At 72.4% G+C, this 22,081-nt stretch carries 20 protein-coding genes; 6 read left to right on the top strand and 14 right to left on the bottom strand.

The genetic code is table 11. From position 1 onward, the window contains the following. Positions 1-44 precede the first annotated feature (44 nt). From ACSU53_RS00390 to ACSU53_RS00380, 3 genes are all read right to left on the bottom strand, one after another. Positions 45-680 (bottom strand): dihydrofolate reductase family protein, encoded by a 636-nt coding sequence (locus ACSU53_RS00390; protein ID WP_437024082.1) that lies wholly within the window; start codon positions 678-680, stop codon positions 45-47. A 57-nt stretch (positions 681-737) separates the two neighbouring features. Further along, positions 738-1,055, bottom strand: a complete 318-nt coding sequence (locus ACSU53_RS00385) for a hypothetical protein (protein WP_437024080.1) — start codon at positions 1,053-1,055, stop codon at positions 738-740. A gap of 196 nt (positions 1,056-1,251) precedes the next feature. Then, complete coding sequence (locus ACSU53_RS00380) at positions 1,252-1,860, bottom strand: TetR/AcrR family transcriptional regulator (RefSeq protein WP_437024078.1); 609 nt, start codon at positions 1,858-1,860, stop codon at positions 1,252-1,254. 137 nt (positions 1,861-1,997) lie between these two features. Here ACSU53_RS00380 and ACSU53_RS00375 point away from each other — a divergent pair, with 137 nt between their 5' ends. The 3 genes from ACSU53_RS00375 to ACSU53_RS00365 all read left to right on the top strand — a co-directional run bounded on the left by ACSU53_RS00375 (position 1,998) and on the right by ACSU53_RS00365 (position 5,575). Next, positions 1,998-2,837 (top strand): alpha/beta fold hydrolase, encoded by an 840-nt coding sequence (locus ACSU53_RS00375; protein ID WP_437024076.1) that lies wholly within the window; start codon positions 1,998-2,000, stop codon positions 2,835-2,837. Between the two features lie 294 nt (positions 2,838-3,131). Further along, positions 3,132-4,196 carry a hypothetical protein gene (locus tag ACSU53_RS00370; protein WP_437024074.1) on the top strand — a complete coding sequence of 355 codons (1,065 nt, stop codon included), beginning with the start codon at positions 3,132-3,134 and terminating at the stop codon, positions 4,194-4,196. Next, entirely contained in the window at positions 4,193-5,575 is a 1,383-nt protein-coding gene (locus tag ACSU53_RS00365) for a hypothetical protein (RefSeq protein WP_437024073.1), read from the top strand. Before ACSU53_RS00370 ends, ACSU53_RS00365 begins: the two co-directional genes overlap by 4 nt. A 61-nt stretch (positions 5,576-5,636) precedes the next feature. Here the strand turns inward: ACSU53_RS00365 and ACSU53_RS00360 are convergent, their stop codons facing one another. From ACSU53_RS00360 to ACSU53_RS00345, 4 genes are all read right to left on the bottom strand, one after another. After that, positions 5,637-7,247: a hypothetical protein gene (locus ACSU53_RS00360; RefSeq protein ID WP_437024071.1), complete on the bottom strand. Its 1,611-nt coding sequence runs from the start codon at positions 7,245-7,247 to the stop codon at positions 5,637-5,639. Positions 7,248-7,826: 579 nt separating this feature from the next. Continuing rightward, positions 7,827-9,533: a glycosyltransferase gene (locus tag ACSU53_RS00355; RefSeq protein WP_437024069.1), complete on the bottom strand. Its 1,707-nt coding sequence runs from the start codon at positions 9,531-9,533 to the stop codon at positions 7,827-7,829. A gap of 421 nt (positions 9,534-9,954) precedes the next feature. Then, positions 9,955-11,337 carry a protoporphyrinogen/coproporphyrinogen oxidase gene (locus tag ACSU53_RS00350; protein ID WP_437024067.1) on the bottom strand — a complete coding sequence of 461 codons (1,383 nt, stop codon included), beginning with the start codon at positions 11,335-11,337 and terminating at the stop codon, positions 9,955-9,957. Between the two features lie 835 nt (positions 11,338-12,172). Further along, positions 12,173-12,538, bottom strand: coding sequence for a hypothetical protein (locus ACSU53_RS00345; RefSeq protein WP_437024065.1), 366 nt, complete (start codon positions 12,536-12,538; stop codon positions 12,173-12,175). Positions 12,539-12,561: 23 nt separating this feature from the next. Between ACSU53_RS00345 and ACSU53_RS00340 the strand changes: the two genes are divergently transcribed. After that, positions 12,562-13,617 carry an MmyB family transcriptional regulator gene (locus ACSU53_RS00340; protein ID WP_437024063.1) on the top strand — a complete coding sequence of 352 codons (1,056 nt, stop codon included), beginning with the start codon at positions 12,562-12,564 and terminating at the stop codon, positions 13,615-13,617. Positions 13,618-13,769: 152 nt separating this feature from the next. Here the strand turns inward: ACSU53_RS00340 and ACSU53_RS00335 are convergent, their stop codons facing one another. From ACSU53_RS00335 to ACSU53_RS00320, 4 genes are all read right to left on the bottom strand, one after another. After that, on the bottom strand, positions 13,770-14,243 hold the full coding sequence (locus ACSU53_RS00335; protein ID WP_437024061.1) for a hypothetical protein: 474 nt from the start codon (positions 14,241-14,243) through the stop codon (positions 13,770-13,772). Positions 14,244-14,684: 441 nt separating this feature from the next. After that, positions 14,685-15,323: a glyoxalase gene (locus ACSU53_RS00330; RefSeq protein ID WP_437024059.1), complete on the bottom strand. Its 639-nt coding sequence runs from the start codon at positions 15,321-15,323 to the stop codon at positions 14,685-14,687. Positions 15,324-15,768: 445 nt separating this feature from the next. Continuing rightward, positions 15,769-16,296: a DinB family protein gene (locus ACSU53_RS00325; RefSeq protein WP_437024057.1), complete on the bottom strand. Its 528-nt coding sequence runs from the start codon at positions 16,294-16,296 to the stop codon at positions 15,769-15,771. A 182-nt stretch (positions 16,297-16,478) separates the two neighbouring features. After that, entirely contained in the window at positions 16,479-17,435 is a 957-nt protein-coding gene (locus ACSU53_RS00320; RefSeq protein ID WP_437032945.1) for a MerR family transcriptional regulator, read from the bottom strand. A gap of 124 nt (positions 17,436-17,559) precedes the next feature. On the opposite strand from ACSU53_RS00320, the gene ACSU53_RS00315 reads away from it, so the two are divergent. Both ACSU53_RS00315 and ACSU53_RS00310 read left to right on the top strand, forming a co-directional pair. Beyond that, positions 17,560-19,071, top strand: a complete 1,512-nt coding sequence (locus ACSU53_RS00315; RefSeq protein WP_437024055.1) for an alpha/beta fold hydrolase — start codon at positions 17,560-17,562, stop codon at positions 19,069-19,071. Between the two features lie 274 nt (positions 19,072-19,345). Continuing rightward, a complete protein-coding gene (locus ACSU53_RS00310) occupies positions 19,346-19,537 on the top strand; it encodes a hypothetical protein (protein WP_437024053.1) in 192 nt (63 codons plus the stop codon). A 171-nt stretch (positions 19,538-19,708) separates the two neighbouring features. Here ACSU53_RS00310 and ACSU53_RS00305 read toward each other — a convergent pair whose 3' ends face one another. Genes ACSU53_RS00305 through ACSU53_RS00295 form a run of 3 tightly spaced genes read right to left on the bottom strand, consistent with a single transcriptional unit; the run spans position 19,709 to position 21,770 of the window. Next, the gene (locus tag ACSU53_RS00305; RefSeq protein WP_437024051.1) at positions 19,709-20,566 is read right to left on the bottom strand and encodes a hypothetical protein; all 858 of its coding nucleotides are present in this window, start codon (positions 20,564-20,566) and stop codon (positions 19,709-19,711) included. Between the two features lie 25 nt (positions 20,567-20,591). Further along, positions 20,592-21,122 carry a GNAT family N-acetyltransferase gene (locus ACSU53_RS00300; RefSeq protein WP_437024049.1) on the bottom strand — a complete coding sequence of 177 codons (531 nt, stop codon included), beginning with the start codon at positions 21,120-21,122 and terminating at the stop codon, positions 20,592-20,594. A gap of 24 nt (positions 21,123-21,146) precedes the next feature. After that, the gene (locus ACSU53_RS00295) at positions 21,147-21,770 is read right to left on the bottom strand and encodes a PIG-L deacetylase family protein (RefSeq protein WP_437024048.1); all 624 of its coding nucleotides are present in this window, start codon (positions 21,768-21,770) and stop codon (positions 21,147-21,149) included. Positions 21,771-22,081 lie beyond the last annotated feature (311 nt).

Below are 22,081 nucleotides of genomic sequence, written 5' to 3'. Positions count from 1 at the left end.
CGGGGGGACCCGCCGCACTGTGACCCCGAAGCCGTACCGGCGCGTCACCGGCCGGGCTGCCGGCGCAGCACGCGGTAGGTCACGTGGGTGGCCAGGCGCGCCGACCGCACCGCCGACTGCTCCAGCCTCATCGGCGGTACGCCGTCGAAGAGCCGGGTACTGGCTCCCATGGTGAACGGCGCGATGTGCAGGCGGAGTTCGTCGACGAGCCCGGCGGCCAGGTACTGGTTGACCGTGGTCGCACCGCCCATGATCGACACGTCGCCGTCACCCGCAGCCGTACGGGCACGGGCCAGGGCCGACGTGATGCCGTCGGTGACGAAGTGGAAGGTGGTGCCGCCTGCTATCGGCTGCGGTGCGCGGGCGTGGTGGGTCAGCACGAACACCGGGGCGCGGAACGGGGGTTCGTCACCCCACCAGCCGTTCCAGGGCCGGTCCCAGGCGCCGCGTACGGGGCCGAACATGTTGCGCCCCATGATGAACGCCCGGGCTTGCGTCATCGCTTCGGCCTCGGCCCGGTTCTCCTCGGGTGTGTCGAACATCCAGGCGTGCAGCAGGCGGCCCGTGCCGTCGTCGCCGTCGTCACCGAACGGACGCTCCTCCGTCTGGTTCGGGCCGGCCGCGTACCCGTCCAGCGAGACCGTGATGTTGCAGAGCACCGAGCCCTTGCGAGCGTTCATGTCATGGCTCCTCATCGGCGTGCGTGATGCGGGTCCGGGCGGAGTGGGGATGGTGCGCTACGAGGGGTCCCACCGCTGCCAGAGCATTTCCAGCCCCAGCACGATGGCACACAGCACCGCTACGGAACCGGGCACGGCCACGAACACCACGTGGATCGGGTCGTTCTCGTCCGGGAGGAAGAGGTCCACCCACCCCAGGGAGAGGGCGAGCGCGGTGGCGATTCCTCCCACCCGGGAGGCCCATTCGAAAAGACGTGCATGCCACGGCTTCGACGCGCTCGCATCCCGGGATCGCACGTCGATGCTGAAGAAAACCAGCAGGACCGCGAGAAACGAGATGAGGCTGACCATGTCGGCCGACGGCATCTGACGCATGGCGTGACCATAAGCCCACCGTGGGGCAAAGTGCGTGAACCTCCCGTGGCCGCACGTCCGGGGGCTTCCACCACCCGGGGCTCACGCCCCCGAGGGCCTCACCCGGGCCCGCCCCTGGTCGTGCGGGCCCTCGTCGCTCCCACAGCCGGCCGAGGTTCCCACGGTCGGCTGAGGTTCTCACGGTCGGCCGAGGTTCTCACAGCCGGTCGAGCAGGTCGGCCGCCATGGTGCGCGCCTGACGGAGGCAACGGCTGTCACTCTCCAGGCCGGCCCGGGTGATGGCCCCCTCCAGCAGGAACGACAGGTGTGCGGCCGCGGTCCGTGCCGTGTCCGGCCGGTCGGGAAGCAGTTCGGCGAGGTGGTCCGCCATGATCTGCTCGACCTCCTGCTTCTGGCGGCCGACCAGGGCCCGCGTCTCATGGCCCACCGGCATCTCCGCCGCGGCGTTGAGCAGCGCACATCCGCGGAAATCCCCGTCGTCGGCCGAACGGGTGCTGTCGATGTACGTGTCGAAGACGGTCAGGACGCGGTCGCGCGGGTCCTGACCGGGACTCAGCCGCGCGGCATAGCGCTCGCGCCACGCCGCGTGCCGCCTCTCCAGGTACGCGCGCACGAGCTCGGCCTTGGACGAGAAGTTGTTGTACAGGCTCATCTTGGCGACACCGGCGTCCGCGGTGATCGTGTCGATGCCGGTCGCCGTGATGCCGTCGCTGTAGAAGCGCCGTGCCGCCGCGGCCAGGATGCGCTCCCGCGCCGGCCGCCGCCGGCCCCCACCCGTCCCCGTCACCTGCTGGATGCCGCTCATCCCGCCCCACCTCTCGTCCAAGGCCCTCGCACACAGCCATTAGGTAGACTAGTCTACCTAATGAGTGGTGGGGGGCGCCGTCAGAGATCCGCAGCCCCCGCACTCCGTCCGAACGTCAGCAACGTGAGGAAGACGCCATGACCGTCCTGACCGACCACCTCGTCGTCGACGGAGTGCGTCTGGCCTACCGGGACCGCGGCCGAGGCGAACCCGTGATCTTCATCCACGGCACGCCCTCCCATTCCTACGAGTGGCGCGACATCGTCCCCCACGTCGAGGCGACCGGACGGCGGGTCGTCACCTACGACCTGCTGGGATACGGGCGATCCGAGCGGCCGGTCGACCGGGACACCTCGGTCGCCGCCCAGACGGATCTCCTGGGACACCTGCTGGACGCGCTGGACCTCGACCGGGTGAACGTCGTGGCGCACGACATCGGCGGTGCCGTCGCCCTGCGCTTCGCGCTGGCCCACCCCGGGCGCGTCCGGCGACTCATGATCATCGACACGGTCAGCTACGACTCGTGGCCGTCCCCGACCTGGCAGAAGATCATCGACGAACGGCTGGACGAGGCGGCCGCCATGTCGCGGGACGAGTTCGACACCCTGCTGACCGGGCAGCTCACCATGGCCGTCGCCGACCCGGCGCGCATGACCGGTGACGTCCTCCGGGCGTACCTGGAGCCCCACCGGTCCCCGCTCGGCCGCGTCTCCTTCTTCGAGCACCAGGTCCGCCACTACGACTCCACGTACACCGAGGAGATCAGCGACCGGCTCGGGCAACTGACCATGCCGGTGCGCATCGTCTGGGGCGAGGAGGACCAGTGGCAGCCCCTCCACTACGCGAAGCGGCTCCGTGACGACATCCCCGGCGCGGAACTCGTCGTCGTCCCCGGCGCCGGCCACTTCCTCATGGAGGACGCCCCCGAACGTCTGGTGGGCGAGATCCTCGACTTCCTCGCCGCACCGACCTCGTAGCACGGACGGCGACGCGGCGGCCTCCGTCGTCCGGACGGCGACGCACGAGGCGCCGACGGCCGCGTCGTGCGCGGCGGCCACCCCGTGGCCCCCGCGCACCCGCTGACGCACTCGCTGACGTGGCCGTGGACGGTCACGGTCCGGATCGCGCCCCGGACCGTGGCGCAGTCGGGCGCCGGTACCACTCCCGTCGGAACGTACGGCCCCTCCCGCACCCCGGTCCCTGGACACGGAAACGCGGCACGTAACATCGCGGTGCTTGCTCTGACTTCGCGGTTTCAACGGGGGAACAACGTGGGTATCGGCGCGCGCAAGCGCCTTGCTGCCATGGGCGGAATACTGGCCGGCGCGGTGGTGGCCGCCGGAATCGGCCTGTACGCCACGGACAGCGGACCGTTCCACAGCACCTACTGCTGGGGCGCCTGGCACGAGGACAGCGGAGCGCCGTTCCTCGACGACGAGAAGCTGGAGGAGTCCGGCAGCCGCCGCGAGGGCAGCGAAACCGCCCCGCCCTCCGCCGAGCACCCGCGGGCGACCTGCTGGGTCGAGATGACCTCGACCTGGGACGGTGACGCCTCGCAGGAACCGATGCGCTTCGGGGACCGGATCACGGTCGACTACGGCCCCGTGCCCGGCGGCGGCACCGAGCGGCACAAGTGGCTGGCGCAGAACCTCCACGGATCGGCTGCCCCGCTCCCCGACGGGCTCGACGGCGTCGTGGGCTCCGACCGGGCCATGCTGGTGCTGCCCGAGGAGTGCGACGTGAGCGGCAGACCGTCGGCCGTGACGATCCGCGCGGAGAGCCGGGGCGACGGGCCGATGGGGGAGAAGACCCTGTCGAGCGCGATCGGACCGCCCACCGTCGTGGCGGGCCTGCTGCTGGACGTCGCCAACACGGCGATGGGGACGGTGGGTTGCGCGCCGGAGGAACCGCTGCGCAGCTCGTCCCCGTTCGTCACCGTCGCGGAGGACGACGACGGAGTCGAGGACCCGCTGTGCCGCATCCCGGGGGTACGCCTGGACGTGGACCGGCAGTCGTACTACCGGCAGCAGGTGGGCGCGGTGACCGACCGGCTGCAGACCTGCTCCGTCGCCTGGAGCCTGCTCGGGCAGGAGAGCGAGCCGGTGGCCCAGTACGTCATGACCAGCATCCCCCGTCTGGCGGCCCTGTTCGACGGACTGCCGGAGGGCCGGCAGAACGGCCTGACGCGCGTCACGTGCGACGGTCGGGAAACCGTCTTCTACGGGCGCGTCCATGGTGCCCCCGCCGTCGAAAAGGTCGCCGTGGAGCGGTCGTTCGAGAACTTCGTCGCGTCCGTGGGCCACCGCATCGGGTGCAGAACAGAGGGCAAGGCATGACCAGTGACGAAAACGACCGCACGACCGAGCCCGCCGGGAACGACGGGAACGGGAACGGTGGCGACGGCAATGCGACCGGCCGCGACGGCAATGCGACCGGCGGCGACGGCAACGCGACCGGAGGGAACGGAACCGGCAGCGACAGGAACGGAAACCCTGGCGACGACACCGTCCGGGCCGCCCGCCCCGCCGACGGTACGCCGACCGCACCCGCGTCCGCACCCCCCGCGTCCGCACCGGCCGCCGCACCCCGCGCGGCCGCACCCGCCCCGCGGAGCCGGATCGCCCCCCGGCCGTCGTGGGTCCGCCGGGTCCTCAGCCACCGCACCGCCGTCGCCGCCACGGCCGCCGGCCTGGTCGGCGTCCTGCTGGGCGCGGGCACCGTGGCGTGGCGCACCGACACCCTGCCGCTGCTGAAGCCCGATCCCTGCTGGGACTCCCTCAGTGAGGGCAGCGTCTCCGCACTCTTCGGCGACCGCCGCCTGGAGGTCGAGGAACAGCGACTGCGACGCGACCCGAGTACCGTCGCCTACCACTACGGGCAGTGCCGCATCACCAGTTACCGGGGCGACGAGGCGCTCCGGCAGGTCACCGTGCGCGTCCACGCCCTCGACACCATGTACGGCAAGGACGGCCGCAAGTGGCCTGCCGAGTTCCTCTCCAGCCGCATGGTGGCACTGGGCGCCGACCTGCCCGGCATGGTGTCCGCCTCCCGCGCGTGGCTCGCCCTGCCGCAGAGCTGTGTGGGACGGCCGGGGCTCGCGTACGGTTCCACCGTGGTCGACGTGGCGCGGGGCGAGCACGACTTCGACAACAGCTTCCCGGACGACCGGGAAGAGCGCGCCGCCCTGGCACGCACGGTCGTCGACGCGGCCAACGGAGTCATGCGCGACCTCGGGTGCCGGGGCACCTACGACGCGCCCGGCACGCTGGCCGACCTGCCCGAATGGCAGAAGGCGCAGCCGGACGCCTTCTGCGGGGTGAAGGGCCTCGAACTCCCCGCCCCGCACAGGAAGGAAGTCAAGTTCAGCCGCGTCAGCGGTGAGGACGGGGCGGCACGGACCTGCGAAGCGGGGCGGACTCGCAACGCGACGCTGCGGATGTCCACCCTCGTCGACCCCGGAGTGTCGGGGATCCACGACAAGGAGCTGGGCAGCGGCGGTGACCCCGTCAAGGGGACGAAGGGGAGCGGAGTGATCAGCCCCACCCGTGCCGCCTACCGCATGACGTGTCAGACGGGCGCCGTGGTGATGACCGTGGAGACCGTCGACCGCGTCGACCACAAGGACTTCGTCCGCACGATGCTGCCGCGCTACGTCCGGGCCGAGGCGGAACGCATCGGCTGCGGCCCGGCGGAGGTGAAGCTGCCCGCGCCCTGACGCGCACTCCGGCGGCGCCGGACGGGGGCGGCCCCCGGCCTCTCCCGTCCGGAGCTGCGGATCAGGCGAGCGGGCAGGTGAACGGCAGGACGCGTTCGCTCAGCCGACCCGTGAGATGCGTCGCGGAGAGGGCGGCGTCCGTGAGCCACCCCGCCCGTGTCAGCTGGTCGGTCATCGCCTGCAGCGCGTCGGCGTCCGTCTCCACCCGGGCGGCGAGCGAGGCGAGGGGGATGCCCTGCCCTCCCGTGCCCAGCAGCCCCGAGGCATCGGTCCGGGTCGCCAGTTCCAGGGCGAGCAACCGCACCGCCGAGGTCGCCTTGGCCTTGCGGAGCTTCTTGTCGGAGATCACCCGCTGCGCCCAGCCGCTGAGCTTCGGCCGCAGCTTCCTGCCGAACGTGAACGGGCCGGAACCGTCCGGGCCGGGCAGCAGACTCGGGATGGTGATGGGGGTGGGGCTCTCCGGTCGTGAGGCGAGGAGGTCGTCGACGGTGCCGGGAAGACGCAGCCAGCCACAGCCGGTCAGCTGCTCGACGAGCTCCTCGGGACCGGCCACCCCCAGGGAGTTGAGGTCCTGTCCGACGAGGTTGCCCTGACCGGAGTGCGCGGCGCGCAGCGTCAGCACCAGCACCAGGAGCCGCGCGTCGGCGCCGGGCAGCGGGCAGTGCTCGGCGACGTGCGCGAGGACGGAGCGCGCGTGGTCCCACTGGGCCGGCGAGGTCAGCACCCGGGCCACGGCCGGTGTGCCGTCGTCCGGGGACTGGCCGGTGCGCTGCAGGTGCTGCGCCCGCGCCGTGGCGGCGGCCTGTTCGGCGCGTCGGGCCTCCAGCCGGAGGTTGACGTCGCCGCTGACGTCGGCCCAGGCGGCGAAGGCCCGCGCCTTGCGCTCGTGGAGCTCGGCGAGCAGGGCCAGATCGGGTTCGCTGCGCTGCTGGTAGGCGCGGAACCGGCTGCCGAGCTCCACGAGTTCGTCCCGCAGCACGGCGGGCTGCAGATCGTGCGGAACGTAGCGCTGCGCGATCCTCCCCACGGGAGGCCGTCGCCGCGGCGCCGCGGAACGCGGCTGTGGCACCGCCCCGGGGCGGGCCCCGGGTTCGGGAAGGTGGGAGAACTGCGGCACGCCGACCGGCCCCCGGGCGGACGGTTCGGCAGGAACGGCCGGATCACCGGCCGGACGGGGGCCCACCGGGCCGGCCGCCGCGCCCCGGGGTGTGCGGGCCGCCGTGCCCGGGGGTGTGCGGGGCGTCGCGCCCGGGGCGGTGTCGACGACCTGCGCGCCGGGGGTCGCGGCGGCGCAGCGCGAACAGCACTCCATCACCTGCCACCACCGTCCCTCCCGGTCGGCGACAACGGCCAGGACGACCGCCCCGCCACAGCGCCACGCCGGCGCCCGGTCGGGCCGTTCGGCCGGCCGCAGATGCAGGTGACAGCTCTCCGAGCGGCAGGCGCAGTGGGCGTCCGCTCTCGGCCCGGCGGCCGCTCGGAGGTGGGCCTTCAGGTGAGCCACCGCGGCCGCGCGGCCGACGGCCGGGGACGGCAGGCGCTGGTCGGCACAGGCCGGGCGGCTGCACGAGACGCGCACCACCGTGCTGCCCCGGCCCGCCGGGTCCAGACGCACCGTCCACCGACGGCCGGCGACCCGCTCGTCCGGCTCGTTCGCAGCGACCTCCGCCATCCTGCTCTTCCTCCCCGCGTTCCGCGTCCCGGCCCACCCTCGTCTCACGCACGCCCGGACCCGGCGCAGCGCCGTCCCACCGTACGGGGCGCCGCCGGCTCGGCGATCGCGCACCAGAGGGGAAGTACCGGAACAGCCTCCGACACGCAACAGGGCCGCCAGCACGCCGACATGCGGCCCCGGAAGCGCGGACGCCTGCGTAGCCGCCCCCGGCCAGGCCCACGGCCCGGCGATTCCAGGGGCCCTCGGTGTACTTCACCCTCCGTCCCGTGGCGGGACTCCCGCCCCGAGTCCCGGGCCGGGCCGCCCGCCCGCGCCTCCCCACGAGGGCCCCAATTCACCCGTTCGAGTGGGGAAGTGAAGGGCGACACGTTGACGTAACGCAAGAGCCCCGGACGCGTCACCGTTCACGCCCGCTGCCGTTGCGGTCGCACTGCGGGTTTCTCCCGCAGCCCGTGGGTGCGCGTCGAGGTGATCTCCTGAAGCGCCGTCCCGGGAGGCATGGGGGAAGGCATCGTCTCACCGGCGTCATCGGCCACCGTCCCCGCCGCCGCAGCACCCGGCCCGCGGCTCCGGGCCCTACTTCTTCCCCGCCCTCGTCCAGGGATCCGCCCTGCGCGCCAGGGCCCGGGCCTTGGCACGGGCCCTGGGCGGCAGGTGGTTGACGAGCGTGCGCGCGGTACGACGCAGACGGGGCGCCGACGCGGTGGACAGCAGGACGCGCCGGGCGGCCGTCGCACGGTCGGTCCGGGCGACCGACAGGCGCAGTTGACCGGACGGGCCGCCCCAGTCCGGGACCACGAGCAGGGGCGGATCACCGGCTGCCGTCGTGCCCTGGCGCTTGAGACCCCCGCGTTCCGTCGGAAGAGGAAGCGGGGTTGTCTGCCCGGCCACGCGCACCCGGCGTCCGACGCCGAGGAGTTGGGCGCTGGCCCACACCGTGTAGGTTCCCGGCGCCAGTGCCTCGCCGTGCGCCAGCGCTCCCGGGTCGATGACGGTCCGGCCCTTGACGACCACGCGGTGACGGTTGTCGCCGACGGGCTCGGTGCAGGGGTGGAGGTCGTCCTCCGTGAACAACCACTGGTTCCGGGCCGTGTCGTGGACGAGGAAGTCACCGTGAGCGTGTCCGAGGGGGTGCGGGACCTCCCAGTCCTCGGCGCCGGGAATGCCGGCGAGGAACTCGGGATCGAGATGCAGACGGCCGTGGCGCTCGACCAGGGTCAGCGGCTCGCCGTCGGGGCGGATCATGCCGACCGTGGCCTCGAGGTGGAGCCGGCCGTCCCGCCAGCGCACGGCGTTGACGGTGAGCCGCGGTTTCACGCTCGCGGTTCTGCGGGCGAGCTCCACCAGGGAGTCCAGGTGGCCCTCCTCCAGCAGATGCGCCCTGAGCCGGCTGATCGCGGGCAGACCGTCCCTGACGCCCGGCGGGAAGCTCTCGCGGGCGAGGCCGCGGACGACGGTGAAGTAGCGCTCCAGGTTCTGCCCGGTGCGCTGCAGGACCCGGGGCTCGGTGACGGGGCGGAGCAGTTCGACGCGGTAGGAGCGGCGCAGGAGGTGGTCCTGGAGCGCTCCCGGCGGGATGACCTCCTTGACGGCGTCGACGACGGTGCGCAAGTGGCCGTAGTAGTCCTCGGGGGTCGTGGCCCGACTGCTGGTGTTGCCGCCGTCGTCGCGGCGGTTCCACAGGTAGCAGGGAGGACCGGCGAGGATCGAGACGACCTTCGCGCGGACGTAGGCGCGGGCCATGAACAGCTGGTCCTCCAGGCGGACCGGCCCTTCCGGGAACTCGATGCCGTGCCCCAGGAGGAAGTCGCGCCGGAACATCTTGTGCGGGGTCAGGCTTTCGAAGAGGGGGGCGTCCTCGACCGTGCACTGTTCGACGGTGTGCTTGAAGACCCTGCTGGGGCCCTGCATCGTGCCGCCGACCTTGCCCATGACGATGTCGGAGTTGTTGCGGACGGCGAGGTCGTGGAGGCGTTCGAGAGCCTGCGGGGTCAGTTCGTCGTCCTGGTCGACGAACTGGACGTATTCGCCGCGGGCGGCACGTACGCCGACGTTGCGGGGCTTGCCGGGCCAGCCGGAGTTCTCCTGGTGGATCACCCGCACGTGGGGGTGATCGGCGGCGAGTCGGTCCAGGCGCTGCGGCGAGTCGTCGGTGGAGCCGTCGTCCACGTAGACGATCTCGTAGGCGTCCGGGCCGAGACTCTGGCGGAGCAGGGACGGAGCGCAGAGTTCGAGGTAAGGGCCCGCGTTGTACACGGGCACCACGATGCTGACCTTGGTCACTGATCTCCCTGGAGGAACCGCATGAACCGATGACTTCCGGGAGAAATGGTGTCGCACATATGCGGCCAAAGGAATGATTGGGGCGGCAGATGTTGCCGGGACGTGGTCGGCCTCCGCCCGGGAGCGTGAATCCTGCTGGTCAACACCGGATGTGAGCGGGAGAACCCGGGCGGACCCGCAGACGTTCGGCGCGTCGCCCCTCGTCGCCCCCATAGTTCGGGCGGCGACCGCCGGCGCGGACTGCTGCCGCCGGCCCCGCCAGAGACGCCCACCCCAGTCGTGCGTCCGGTGGTCCGCACCTCCCCGGACGGTTCAAGGCGCTGCTTGGCGATCCGGGGGAACGTCATGACGGCGGGGGACGGGATGCTCACCGTCTCGGCGGGCGCCGTGGTCGTGCGGTCAGCGACCCCACCCGGACGGGTCACCGCCGGGTGCGGTCGGCGGCCGATAGTGCGACGGCGAGTCGCATGGCCGCCGCTTCTCCGGAGGCGAGGGCGGCATTGGTGCTGCCGAAGGAGAAGTAGTCACCGGCCGGCGTGATACGGGAGGTGCGGTCCAGGCTGTGCACCGCTTCCTTCAGCTCGGCGATGCTCCCGGGGTGGGTGAGAGGCACACAGGGGCGGCAGCGGGAGACCCGAGTCATCTCGATCCGGTGCCTCAGGCCGGGAAACAGCCCGAGTCGCTCCAGGTCCCGCAGCGCACGCGCGGTGACGTCCGCGTCGGGCTCGTCGTGGAGGGCTTCGCTGAGGTGGGTCGGCCAGTACAGGGTGAGCAGCCCCTTGCCGTGAGGCGCCCTCCCGGGTGCCCGATTGTGGTCGAGGCACAGGCCCAGCCCGCCGGGAAACTCTCGTCGTGGGACGAAGATCCAGGTGGAGGGCTCCGAGGGGCGTTCGGACAGACCGAACGAGACGTGCAGGCACGTGGAGTAGCGCAGCCTGGCCAGGTAGGAGCGCAGGGCCGCGGGTATGCCGGGCCATATGCCGGAGACCTCAGGGCCGGGGACAGCGATGACACAGCCCGCCGCCGACTCCCGGCACTCGTCGCCCAGGTGGTCCGTGTAGTGAACGACGACGCCGTCCTCCTCCTCTTCGACCGAGTGCACGGTGCTGTGGTGACGGACGTCGAGTTGTTCTGCCAGACCCCGGGGAAGAAAGGACATGCCTTTGGGGGAGTTGAAGTAGCCCGTGCCCAGGGCCGCGGTCGCTGCGAGGTACACATGGGTCATGGACAGTTCTTCCGGGGGTGCGAAGTAGTAGTTCGTGCTGAGGGGTTCGATGAGGTAGTCGAACAGTTCCTGGTTCAGTCGCCGGTCGGCGCACCCGGTGCACGACTCGTCGGCCTCGGGAACGAGGGGCAGGTCCCGGAAACCGATGCGGTCCTTGAGACGGCGGGCGTCCGCCGCGAGCCGCAGCAGGCGCAACTTGCTGCCGGGCGACAACAGGCCGGTGGTGATCAGGCGCAGCGGCAGATGTTTGCCGAAGCGGTGCACCGTGCCGTCGCGGAGAAAGCCGTAGACGTCGCCCGAGGGCTGCACGTCTTCGGTCAGGCCCGCATCACGGATGAGGCGCCGCATCTCGTGGTAGCTGTCGGGAAGCAGAGCGGCGCCGGTGTCGATGCGGTAGCCGTCGATCTCCTCCGTCCACATCCTGCCGCCCACGTGCGCGGCGCTTTCGAGCACCGTCACGGAGTAGCCGGCTCGTTGGAGCCGGAAAGCGGCCGAGAGGCCGCCGATTCCGGCTCCGACCACGAGGATCTTCTGGCCGTTGGGGGACGGCGCGGAATGGGGAGCGGGTCGGTCCTCCATGAGGCCTCACTTCTGTCTGTCGGGTGCCGACTCCCGGTCGTCGGAGTGGGCGGGGCGTGGTGCAGCGATGTTTCGCCCGGCGGCTTCCTGCCGTCGGACCCGTGGCGCGGTACGTCGGTCCGGGCCCGGCGCGAGAGCCCGTGAGACGGAGCACCGGAACGGTGCGGCCGGACCGTTGAGCACACCGGAGCATCAGGCGAGAGGCTCTCGGGGCGGGTGGTGTGGCGCGAGGAAGCCGCAGCTCCCGGATACCCGGGCCGTGTACCCGGGTCCGGTCAGTGGCGAGGGGCGGGCTGCAGGCGTCCTGGTGTGCGGGTGTGTGCAGGGCCGGGAGGCCGTCCTACAGCAACGCCGCTTACCCCTGACGTTCAGGGCACCACGTGCCGCCCGCCGTCCACAAGGCGTCAGTCGAAGCAATGGGGGACCCGGGTGCGAGCCCCGCGCACCGCGTGCACGGCGCACGCACACGTTGCGCGGTGCGTGCTCCGGCCCAGCCGAGGTGGCCTCACGCTCGACAGACAGCACACAGAGGCTGCGGAGACGTGCTGCGCGCTCATCGGTGCGGTCGCCGCCGTGTCCGCCCGTGACGGCCAGCGCGATGGTGGCCGCGATCGCGGCGACGATGGCGCCGCCGATGGTCCACAGCAGGAGGCCCGTATGGGCGACGTCGGCGAACGGACCGTTGCCCGCCCGGCTCAGCAGGGTCGCCACGTCCGAGGAGTGCGGCCCTCACCGACGACGAGGCTCGCCCGGAGCTTCGGCGTCCCGGCAGCACGAGGCGGTGGTGACCCGGCACGGTGCGCGCCGGGTCACCACCGCTCACGGGTGAGGCGGATCAGCAGACCGCGGTCCGGTCGTAGCGGCCGCCGACGGTGCGGAAGTAGGCGCTCTTCTTGTTCTTGATGGTCTGGCACGAGGTGTCGCGCCAGTTCTTGACGACGACCTTGACGCGCATCGTCTTGCCGCACTTGTTGTACAGCCAGGCCTGCATGCCGCCGTCGGGGTTGTTCACGACGCTCCGCTGGATGCACGCGGGCGCGGTACCGCCCGCGGTGATCTGCACCGGAGCCGCCTGTGCCGGAGCGGCCTGTGCCGGAGCGGCCTGTGCCGGAGCGGCCTGTGCCGGAGCCACCCCGCCGACGACGCCGGCCAGGACGAGGGCCGCGGACCCGAGAACGGTGGTGAAGCGCTTGGTCAGCATGCTGTTCCCCCTTCTGTCGTCCCGTGCCGTTCGCACGGAACCCTGTGTGGTCGCCATCGAAGGTAGGACGGCCCCCCGCCGCGGGCATCGGACACCGGTGTGACTTCCGGGTAAACCAGTGCGGTAGCGCACCGTACGGCCGTGGTGGGACCGTAGGCGGCCGTCATCCCCCGCCGTTACGGCGTCCGTTGAGCGGCTCGTACGCCGCAGGGTGTGGAGGGCGGACCGGCGACGCTCCCGGGGAGGCAACCACCGGGGGAGGGACAACGGCGACCGGAGGGAAGCCACGACCGCAGGAGGCAAAGGGCGACCGGCGGGGCCATGACGACCGGTGGGGCCATGACGACTGCCGGACTGACGCGGACAGGAACCGGAGCGAGAGGCGGACCGGCGCCCGCGGCCCGTCCTGGTGGAACCCCCGGTGGGCGCTGTTGTTCGGCGACCCCACGGCGATCGCGGAGGAGGAGCGCAATCTGGTACGACTGCGCTTCCCGGTCGCCTCGGACCGGGGCCGCCTGACCAGCTGGCCCGTGACCCCCGTGGACGCCGAGGCCGCCGACCGCGCCCTGGTGGCCGACCTGCGCCGGGCCGCTGCCAGGTTCCCCGACGATCCGCGTTTGTCCGCACCGGTGGCCGGGAGGGTCGCCGGCAACCCCCGGTTCGCCGCGTTGTGGGCTGACGATGCCGTGGGACGGCATGCCGAGGACCGGAAGACCATCCGCCACCCCGTCGCGGGCGAGGTGAACCCCGACTGCGACGTCCTGACCGACGGAGACACCGATCTCAAGATTGTCGCCTATACGGCGGTGCCGGGCAGCGACGACGCGTCCCGGCTCGCCCTTGCGGGCATCGTCACGCTTCCGGGGAGCGACGCGTCACCCAGCGCGGGCACCGACCAAGTGGGCGAGGGCGCTGCCACGCGCCACCGGACGCGCAGCCACGCGCAGCCACGCGCCACCGGAGGTGTCGGTAACTCACCGCCGACCCGGCGTCGGCACACCGGCCAGCGCCTCCGCCTCCCCGGGACTGACGGCGCGTCACGTCCCATGACCGGGCACCACGCCCGCACCGCCCGTTGAATCTGCCCGTGCGTGCCCACACCGCTCCCGGAGGGCGGTGACGGTGACGGGGGAGTGGCCGGGAGGCACAGACCGAGTGCTCGGGTACAACGACGATCGACGAGGCCGGCCCCGCCCCGGGCCGGGGGGGGGCCGGACCACGGTGCCCTGGATCAGGCCTTGGCAGAGAACCAGCTCGTGCAGCCGTGGCTGGTGCTGCCCTTCTTGATGCAGGCACGGAACTGGATCTTGGTGCCTTCCTTGAGGTTCTTGGTCTTCTTCACCTTGGAAGGCGCGGGCTTGCCCTTGGTGTTGATGTTGATGATCACCTTGCCGGTCGAGACCTGCTTGACCTGCCCGACGACGTAGTAGCCGTCGCTCTCCTTGTCGGTGACGTAAAGAGTGTCGCCGGTCCAGGAACCCACGAGCGGATCGGCGGCCCACGTGATCGCGCCGATGTTGTTCGGGTGGTGGTACAGCTGGAAGCCGCGGGTGCCGTCCTTCTTCAGCTCCTGCTTGTAACCGATCTCCTTCCAGGTGAGCTTGGGGGCTGCGGCGGCGGTCGTGGTCAGGCCCGAGCCCGACAGGGCGAGACCGATGACAGCGGCGACCGTGGCTGCACGGCGCAGGATGCGCGAACGCGGCACTTCATGTCCTCCTTGGTCGGTGCGCCCCCGCGTGGGTGTTCCGGGTTCCCACTGCCCGGGTGGCGCGATCTCGGAGGTTAGGCGGCGATCGGGGCGTCCCGCTGCCGGGATGGGACACCGTGGGACGGGCAAGCCCTCGACCTGCACGAACCCGCCCGAAGACGGGACAGGATCAGGACGTGGGACACCTGTGGGACACCTGTAGAACCCGGTCGGGACGATCCGTGCCGGACGTCGTGCCAACCGAAGAGGAGCGAACGGGGCCGCGCTCTTGCGGCCGACGCGTCATGATTCGTCGAGAGCGCTGCGGCGCGGCGCAGGCTTCCCTCGTGCAGTGGGCCGTGGCTCCGGGCAGTGGCGGGGCGCAGGAGGCGCGCACCGGTCGGGCCCGGTTTCCGCCCAACCCCACGCCTCGTCAGGCGGACCGGTGACGGGCCGGGATCAGGCACCGTCCGGTGTGCCGGGTGCGGGAGCGGGGCTCCAGGTGAACCCGTCGGGGTCGGTGAACTCTCCGCTGTGCCCGTGAAGGATGACACGGTGTGCGCCGGAGCCCTTCTCGTCCACTCCGGCGACCTTGGCGAGGCCGCGGCGCTTGTACAGGGCGAGGCTGACCGCGTCGGTGTCCTGCGGGGTGAACTCCGCGTACTTGCCGCCGAAGCTCTTGCCCACCTTCAGGCCCTGCTCCGCGTAGAACTGCTTGCTCGCCTTGACGTCCTCGACCCCGAGCAGGAGAACGAGGCTCTCGACGGTGCGCGTGGCGGGCCCACTGCCCTTCTTGGTGGACGTGGCGAGCTGCCAGACGGTGCCGTCGGGTGCCTGTACGACGCCGCCGTAGCCCCACAGGGACTTCGCGGCGGGCTTCAGCTGCGTGGCCCCGGCCTGGAGAGCACTGTCGACGAAGCTGTCGACGTCGGCCGGCTGAGGCACGGTGATCGACATGGTGAAGCCGCGGAATCCCGAGGTGGGGGCGGTCGAGGACCGAAGGAGCACCTGTGGGCCCAGACCGAAGGCGGCGGCGTAGAAGCGGGAGGCGGCGTCGAGGTCGTCCACCTCGAGGGTGACGGTGGTGAGGGAGTTCATGCCGATCACGCTAATCGCGGACCGCCTGCGGTGGCTTCTTGATTCCTGCTCGCTACCGCCCCTTGCCACCACCGGGGGAGGGGCCGCAGCCTCCGGAGGACTACGGGCTCCGCCGTTCGGGGGAGGGGACTCCGCCGACGCCGACGCCGACGCCGACGCCGACGCCGACGCCGACGCCGACGCCGACGCCGACGCCGACGCCGACGCCACGCCGAGGCGCCGACGCCACGCCGAGGCGCCGACGCCACGCCGAGGCGCCGACGCCGGTCCAGCCGGTGCGGCATGCCCTGACCCCGGGAACCCCCGAAGCCCCGAACCCCCGAAGCCCGAACCCCCGAACCCCCGAAAACCCCGCCGGCTCAGGGAAGGCCAGGGAAGGCCACGGAAGCCCCGTGAAACTCGGCGTTCCCTGGTAGGCCCGGGGATTCCGGGCTCCGGGCACGCCTCAGGCGCCGGTCGTTCCGTCGACCTGCTCGCGGAGGAGATCGGCATGGCCGTTGTGCCGTGCGTACTCCTCGATCATGTGGACCAGGATCCAGCGCAGGGAAACCCCCTGATCGCCGACGTGCCCCGCCTCCTGTCCGGACAGGAGGCCGGAGTCGTCGAGGGATGCATCGGCGATCAGTTCACGCCCCCGCTCGACCTCCGCCCGCCAGGCAGCCGTCGCCTCGTCGAGCCCCACCTCCGGGCGGAGGGCGAAGCCGTCCCGGTTGTCCTCCCCGAAGACCGGCGGCAGCTGCTGACCGGCGAAGACACGGCGGAACCAGTTGCGCTCGATCTCCGCCATGTGCTGCACGAGGCCGAGCAGCGTCATCGACGACGGCGAAGCGGCTGCGGTCCGCAGTTGGTCGTCCGTGAGGCCGGAACACTTCAGCGCGAGCGTCGCACGGTGAAAGTCCAGCCATGCTTCCAGCATGGTGCGTTCGTCGGCGTGCGCAGGCGGGATCGGCCGTCCGTCCGGTGTCGTCTTCATGGCGACACCCTGGCAGAGGAACCGCCGCGGATCACACCCGTCTTCGCCGGCGACGAACAAGCGGTCCAGCTACCGACCCGGGCCCCCGACGGGTGAAGACCTGGCACCCCGACGGCTCCCGGGCCCCCCGACCGCCGGAGACCCGCGCACCCCGGCCGGTGAAGAGACGACGGCCCCGCGCTCTACGCTCCCTCGGCGTTGTCCCGCTCGAGCGCCGCGCGCAGCCAGTCGTCCGCGTCCCCGGGGGTCGGCTCCGGGAGTGCGCCCGGCGCCGTGCGGACCACGGAGGCCAGCTCCCAGTACCGGGTCAGGCGCGGCTCGGTCGCCAGCCGCGAGGCCAGCCGCCGGCGGAACTGCCGGGTGTCCGTGCTGCCGTACGCGCTCGCGTACGCCGCCACATAGGCGTCCAGCGCCTCGCCGGCGTACGGATCCCGCGCCCGGCGGACCTGCGGGCCCGCGATCTCGTACGCCTCGGCGAGCCCCGCGTACAGCATGGCCGCGCCGCGGGCCCCGGCCAGCCGGTGCACCTCGGGCTGCGGCTGCTGGCCGTCCGGACAGGGGGCCGTGGTCATCGCGTGGAGCCGGGCGAAGGCGAGGACCTGTGCCGGCTCCGGCTCATCGGGCGGCTGGGGAACGGCCACGTCCAGGAACGCGGCCGTGGCCCGGGCCGGCATCCGGGGCGGGAGCCAGGCACGCCAGAAACGCGCCAGCGGCGCCGTGCTCGGCGGGGTGCCCAGCGCGCCGATCAACCGCAGCCGGGCGGCCAGCTCGGCGGGCGGGCACTCCCGCACCAGCTGCAGCGCGGCCTCCCGCCAGCGCAACGCCTTCAGCTCACCGCCCACCTCGCGCAGGCGCCCCGCGACGGCGTCCTCCAGCACGCGGTCCGCCGCGGCCCCGGCCTCCAGGACCCGGCGCACCTCGGGCAGCGGCAGGTCCAGGGCGCGCAGGGACCGGATCAGCCGGAGCCGCTCCAGGGCCTCAGGGGCGTACCGGCGGTGTCCGCCCCCGCTGCGGGCGGCCTCGGGCAGCAGGCCCCGGTCGGAGTAGAAGCGGACGCTCTTCACCGTGACGCCCGCGCGCTCGGCGAGCTCACCGATGCTCCACAGAGCCTCGTGCGGTGCGGCATGCGACGTGGACAGTTGAACCTCCCTCCGGGGGAGTTCCTACGGTAGCGGCGCACGCGGACCGGGCGTACCCCCGGCTCCGCGCACCCTGGCGTACGCCGGACGGCGTGACGCCCCGCGACGGACCGAGGAGAGGGCCATGGCCGTGTTCATCATGGTGGCGGGCGCGTTCACCGGCGCCCACGTGTGGCGGGAGACGGCCGAGCGGCTGACCGCCGCCGGCGGCGAGGTGCACGCGGTGCCGCTCACCGCGGTCGACCCGGACCGCCCCGCCCCGGCGGACCGGGTCGGTCTGGAGACACACATCGCGGACGTGACCGCCGCGATCGACGCCGCGTCCGGCCGGGAGATCGTCCTCGTCGGTCACGACTACGGCATCCATCCCGTGCTCGGAGCCGCCGACCGGCGGGCCGAGCACGTGGCCCGCGTGGTGCACCTGGACTGCGGGATGCCGCAGAACGGCGTGCCGGCCCTCGCGGCCGTCCCCGACCAGACCCTGCGCGCGCGACTGGCCGAGCGGGCCGAACGCGGTGATCACGAGGGCGTGCTGGCGCCGCCGGCCCGCGACGGGTGGCAGAGCTGGGGGAGCACCGCCGGCGTCCCCGACGCCGCACTGGACCGGCTCACCGCGCTCGCAGCGCCTCAGCCGCTGGGCACCCTGCTCCAGCCGCTGCGGCTGACCGGACGGGCGGCCGCGGTGCCCAGCACCGGAGTGCTGTGCACCCACAACGGCCTCAGCATCGACCTCCTGCAACGCCTCGTCGACTTCGGCGACCCCGCTCTGGCCGCCCTGACCGACGCCCGGGCCGGCTTCTTCGAACTGCCCACCGGGCACTGGCCGATGCTCTCCTGCCCGGCGGAACTGGCCGACGTCCTGCTGCAGGCGGCAGCGGGCGAGGGGCGCCGCCTGCGGCCGACCGGATCCGGCGTCCTGCCCGCCCACCTGCGTCCCTTCCCGCTGGACGTGCCCGAGCTGCCCCGGGACCGCAGGGAACACGTCGACCTGTACGTTCCCGAAGCCGACGGGCCGCGGCCGGCCGTGGTGCTGGTGCACGGCGGGCCCCTTCCCGCCGGTGCCCGGCCGACCCCGCGCGACTGGCCGACCCTGGTGGGGTACGCCCGCCTGGCCGCCGCCGAGGGCGTGGTCGGCGCGACCCTGGACCACCGGCTGCACGACGTCACCGACTACGAGCGTGCCGCCGCCGACGTCACCGCCGCCGTGGACCTGGTGCGGGCCGACCCCCGGGTGGACGTCGACCGGGTCGCCGTGTGGTTCTTCTCCGGCGGCGGCCTGCTGGCTGCCGACTGGCTGGCCGGGCCCCCGGCCTGGCTGCGCTGCCTGGCCGCCTCCTACCCGATCCTGGCGCCGCCGCCCAACTGGGGCCTGACCGGCAGCCGCTTCCACCCGGTTCGGGCGGTCGAGCACGCCGGTGACCTGCCCGTCGTCCTCCTCCGCGCGGGGCGGGAGACACCCGAGATCGCCGCCACCGTCGAGGCGTTCACGGCCGCGGCGCAGGCGTGCGGAGCGCACCTGGAACCGATCGACGTCCCGAACGGCCACCACGGCTTCGAGACCGTCGATGCCCCCGAGGAGGTCGGACCGGCCCTGCGCCGTGCGATGCGCTCGGTGGTGACCCACTTGACCGCCTGAACGCGGGCGGCTGCCGTGCCCTTCCCCGCACGCGAGACGAGGGTCCCGCCCCCGCAGGACCGATGGCGCCCTGCGGGGGGCCGGGGGAGCGCCCGTCGGTCACCCCCGGTGCGGTCCGCGGTCACCTTCGGTGCGGTCCGCGGTCACCTCCGTGCGAGGCGCGGTCACCTTCGTGCGCGGCGCGGCGCGGCGGAGCGGAGCGGAATCCACCCGCCGTGTCCGGAAGGCGCCGCCGAGCGCTGCGGCGGAACCGCGGAGCGGAGAGAATGCGGCCATGGCGATGTGCAAGAAGTGCGGCGCGCAGAAGCGCAGATGGCCCCGTTCCTGTACCCGGTGCCCCTCCGCGTCGGACCGGGGGGACGCCGCCACGGACGCCGCCGAGCTGGTCGTGGAGACCGGACTGCTCGGGTGGATCGGGCGCGCGCTGATGAGCATGCTGCGGTTGATCGGTCGCGCGGTCGACTGACCGCGGCCCCCTGCCGCACTGCCGAGTTGCCGAACTGCCGCGCTGCCGAGTTGCCGCACCTCGGCGCCATCACGCGAGGACGGCATGCGCAACGCCGGTGACCGCGTCGGGCAAGGGCCTCACCTGTTCCAGCACCCGGCACGCGTGTCACCAACGTCCCGGACAGCACACCTAGAGCGTGAACGTCTGTCCGTCGACGATGCCCGTCTGCAGGCGGGTTCCGCCGCTGTGCACGTCGACGCGCAGGAGCAGGGCGAAGGGGCGCCCCTTGCACGTACGGGCGATGCGACGCCAGTTGGCCAGAAGGAAACGGACGCCGGCCTGCGTGGCGGCGTCGCTGCTCCCGGTGCAGATGGTGATCCGAGGCCCGTCAGTCCGTGCGGCGAAGGACTGCACGGTGGCGATCTCCGTGTCGGGCGCACTGCCCCGCCCCGGGAAGAAGTGCCCCGCCAGCGGCCCGGCGGTGACCCTCAGCCCCCATTCCCCGTCGCCGTCCTGTTGCTCGGGGACGGCCTGGGCCAGCGGATGTCCGAAACCCAGCCGTGTCAGATGGTTGTAGACGGGGCCGCCGATCAGCACCAGACTCCGGTCCGCCAGGTGACTGGGCAGGTGGGCGAAGGGCTCGGCGGAGGCCGACGCGGCGGCCAGAGCGCTGCTCGGAGGGCAGATCTCGGTGCCCTCCACGGGGCCCGCCGCACCGATCCTGCCGGGCGGTGACACCGCGGTGCGGGGGCGCAACAGCCGTACCAGGGGATCGGTCAGGGACTCACGCAGGGCGACGGCGGCCTCGAACTCGCGTCGGGACACCACGTTTCCGGTGAAACCGTTGCGCCGGTAGCCGCCGATGGTTCCTCCTTCCCGCACGACCATGTCGGGCAGCACGATGAGGAGTCGGCGGCCGCCAGCGGCACCGAGGAGACGCGCCAGTCCGCGTGTCTGACGGCGCAGCAGCAGGTAGGCCAGTCCCACGGCGAGTCCTGACCACAGGAGGTCGGCCGCGAGGTTCTCCGCGATCGCCGTCACCTCCATGTGCACCGTCCTGGCAGCAGGGGATTCACCAGATGTCTCCGCTTCGCATGTCGGTGGCGAGATCGGCGTCGGGGCTGACCGTGCTGTTCTCGGGAAGGCGGAACATCACCGCCCCGCGGTCCGGAGCCGCCGGGCGGGTGTCGGGCCCGTCGTCCACGAAGGTCGGCCCCCGCCACTTCTGCCAGCCCTGGCGCTCGTAGAAGGCGTACTTGCTCGCAGCGAACACGCCGATGTCGTAGTGCATGCGGACCTCTGCGGTGGCCATGGCCACCACGATGCTGCCGAGTCCGCGGTGGCGCAGGTCGGGAACCGTCGCCATCGACTCCCCGTACACCCCGTTGAGTGTCCGGGAGCCCTGCCGGAAGTACCGTGGCACCAGGGCCCCGTGACACACGAGCCGTCCGCCGTACCGCACGAGGTAGTGCACACCCCCCAGGCAGTGATCCCAGGACGTCCTGTCGTAGCGGGGGAACGAGAGCTCGAGCATGGCCCGCAGCTCCGCGCGTCCTGCTTCGCCGAGTTCCTGTGTGGTGCGCACTTCGACAGCCAGGGACATGGTGGCATCGCTCTCTGTTCCGGTTCAGCACGCAGCGGCGGCGAACGGCAGCCTGAATCGAAGCGGGGAGAACATCTCGGCATGACCGCAACCCAGTCGTGTGCCGTGCAACAGGGCTCTGGCGCGAACGGATTCGGCCGTCAGCTCCGTGCGGCCCCTGAGTTGCGAGGCGTGCGTGGCCAGGAGGCCGGTCTTCTGCTCGATCACCGAGCCGATGGCCACACCGATGCCGACGGACAGCAGCGGTGAACGCGGGGACTCGAACATGAGCACGTTGGGCACGTACCGGGCGGCTATCTGCACCGCCCGGTGGGTCTGTGCGTGGTCCTGGTGGGTGTCCTGCGGCAGATGCGTGTAGACAAGCTCCGGGGCGCTGCTGTCGACTTCCGCCTCCAGGAGGCCGACCAGGTCGTGCAAGGGGCCGGGACGGCCGTCCGGCAACCCCAGCATCACGGTCTTCGCACCGAGGATCTCCGCCGCGCGAGCCTGTTCCGCGGCCCGTACCACCGCGTCCCCGCCCAGAGCCCCGTCCGTGACCACCACCAACGTGATGGAGGCACCTTGCCCGGCGTGGCGCAACAGGGTGCCACCGCAGCCGAATTCGATGTCGTCCGGATGCGCCCCGACTGCCAGCACCCTCTTCCACATGCGTTTCCCCCGTCGGACGCAACCATGGACCGGTGACCCCACCATGCATCGATCAGTGGGTGAAGTCCCGGGCGGCCAACGTAAATAGTGGCCTTCTACGGTCTTTTGCTCATGGGTGGATGCACCACATGAGCGTGACCATTCCGCACCCTGCGTACGTTTACGGGCCTGATCCGCCGATGACTGCCGTGCGCATGAGCGGCGAACCGCTTCGCCGGCCGTCCGCAGATCCAGGCAGGGGCGGCCTCTCGGCTGGCCGCGACGGGGCACGCACGAGCCGGCGCGCGGGACGCGGCCTGCGATGCCTCGCC

It is taken from the genome of Streptomyces sp. enrichment culture (assembly GCF_964273255.1).
In the GTDB taxonomy this organism is placed as follows: domain Bacteria; phylum Actinomycetota; class Actinomycetes; order Streptomycetales; family Streptomycetaceae; genus Streptomyces.
The sequence above is the reverse complement of the archived record's forward strand: the minus strand, read 5'-3'. Positions and strand labels throughout refer to the sequence as shown.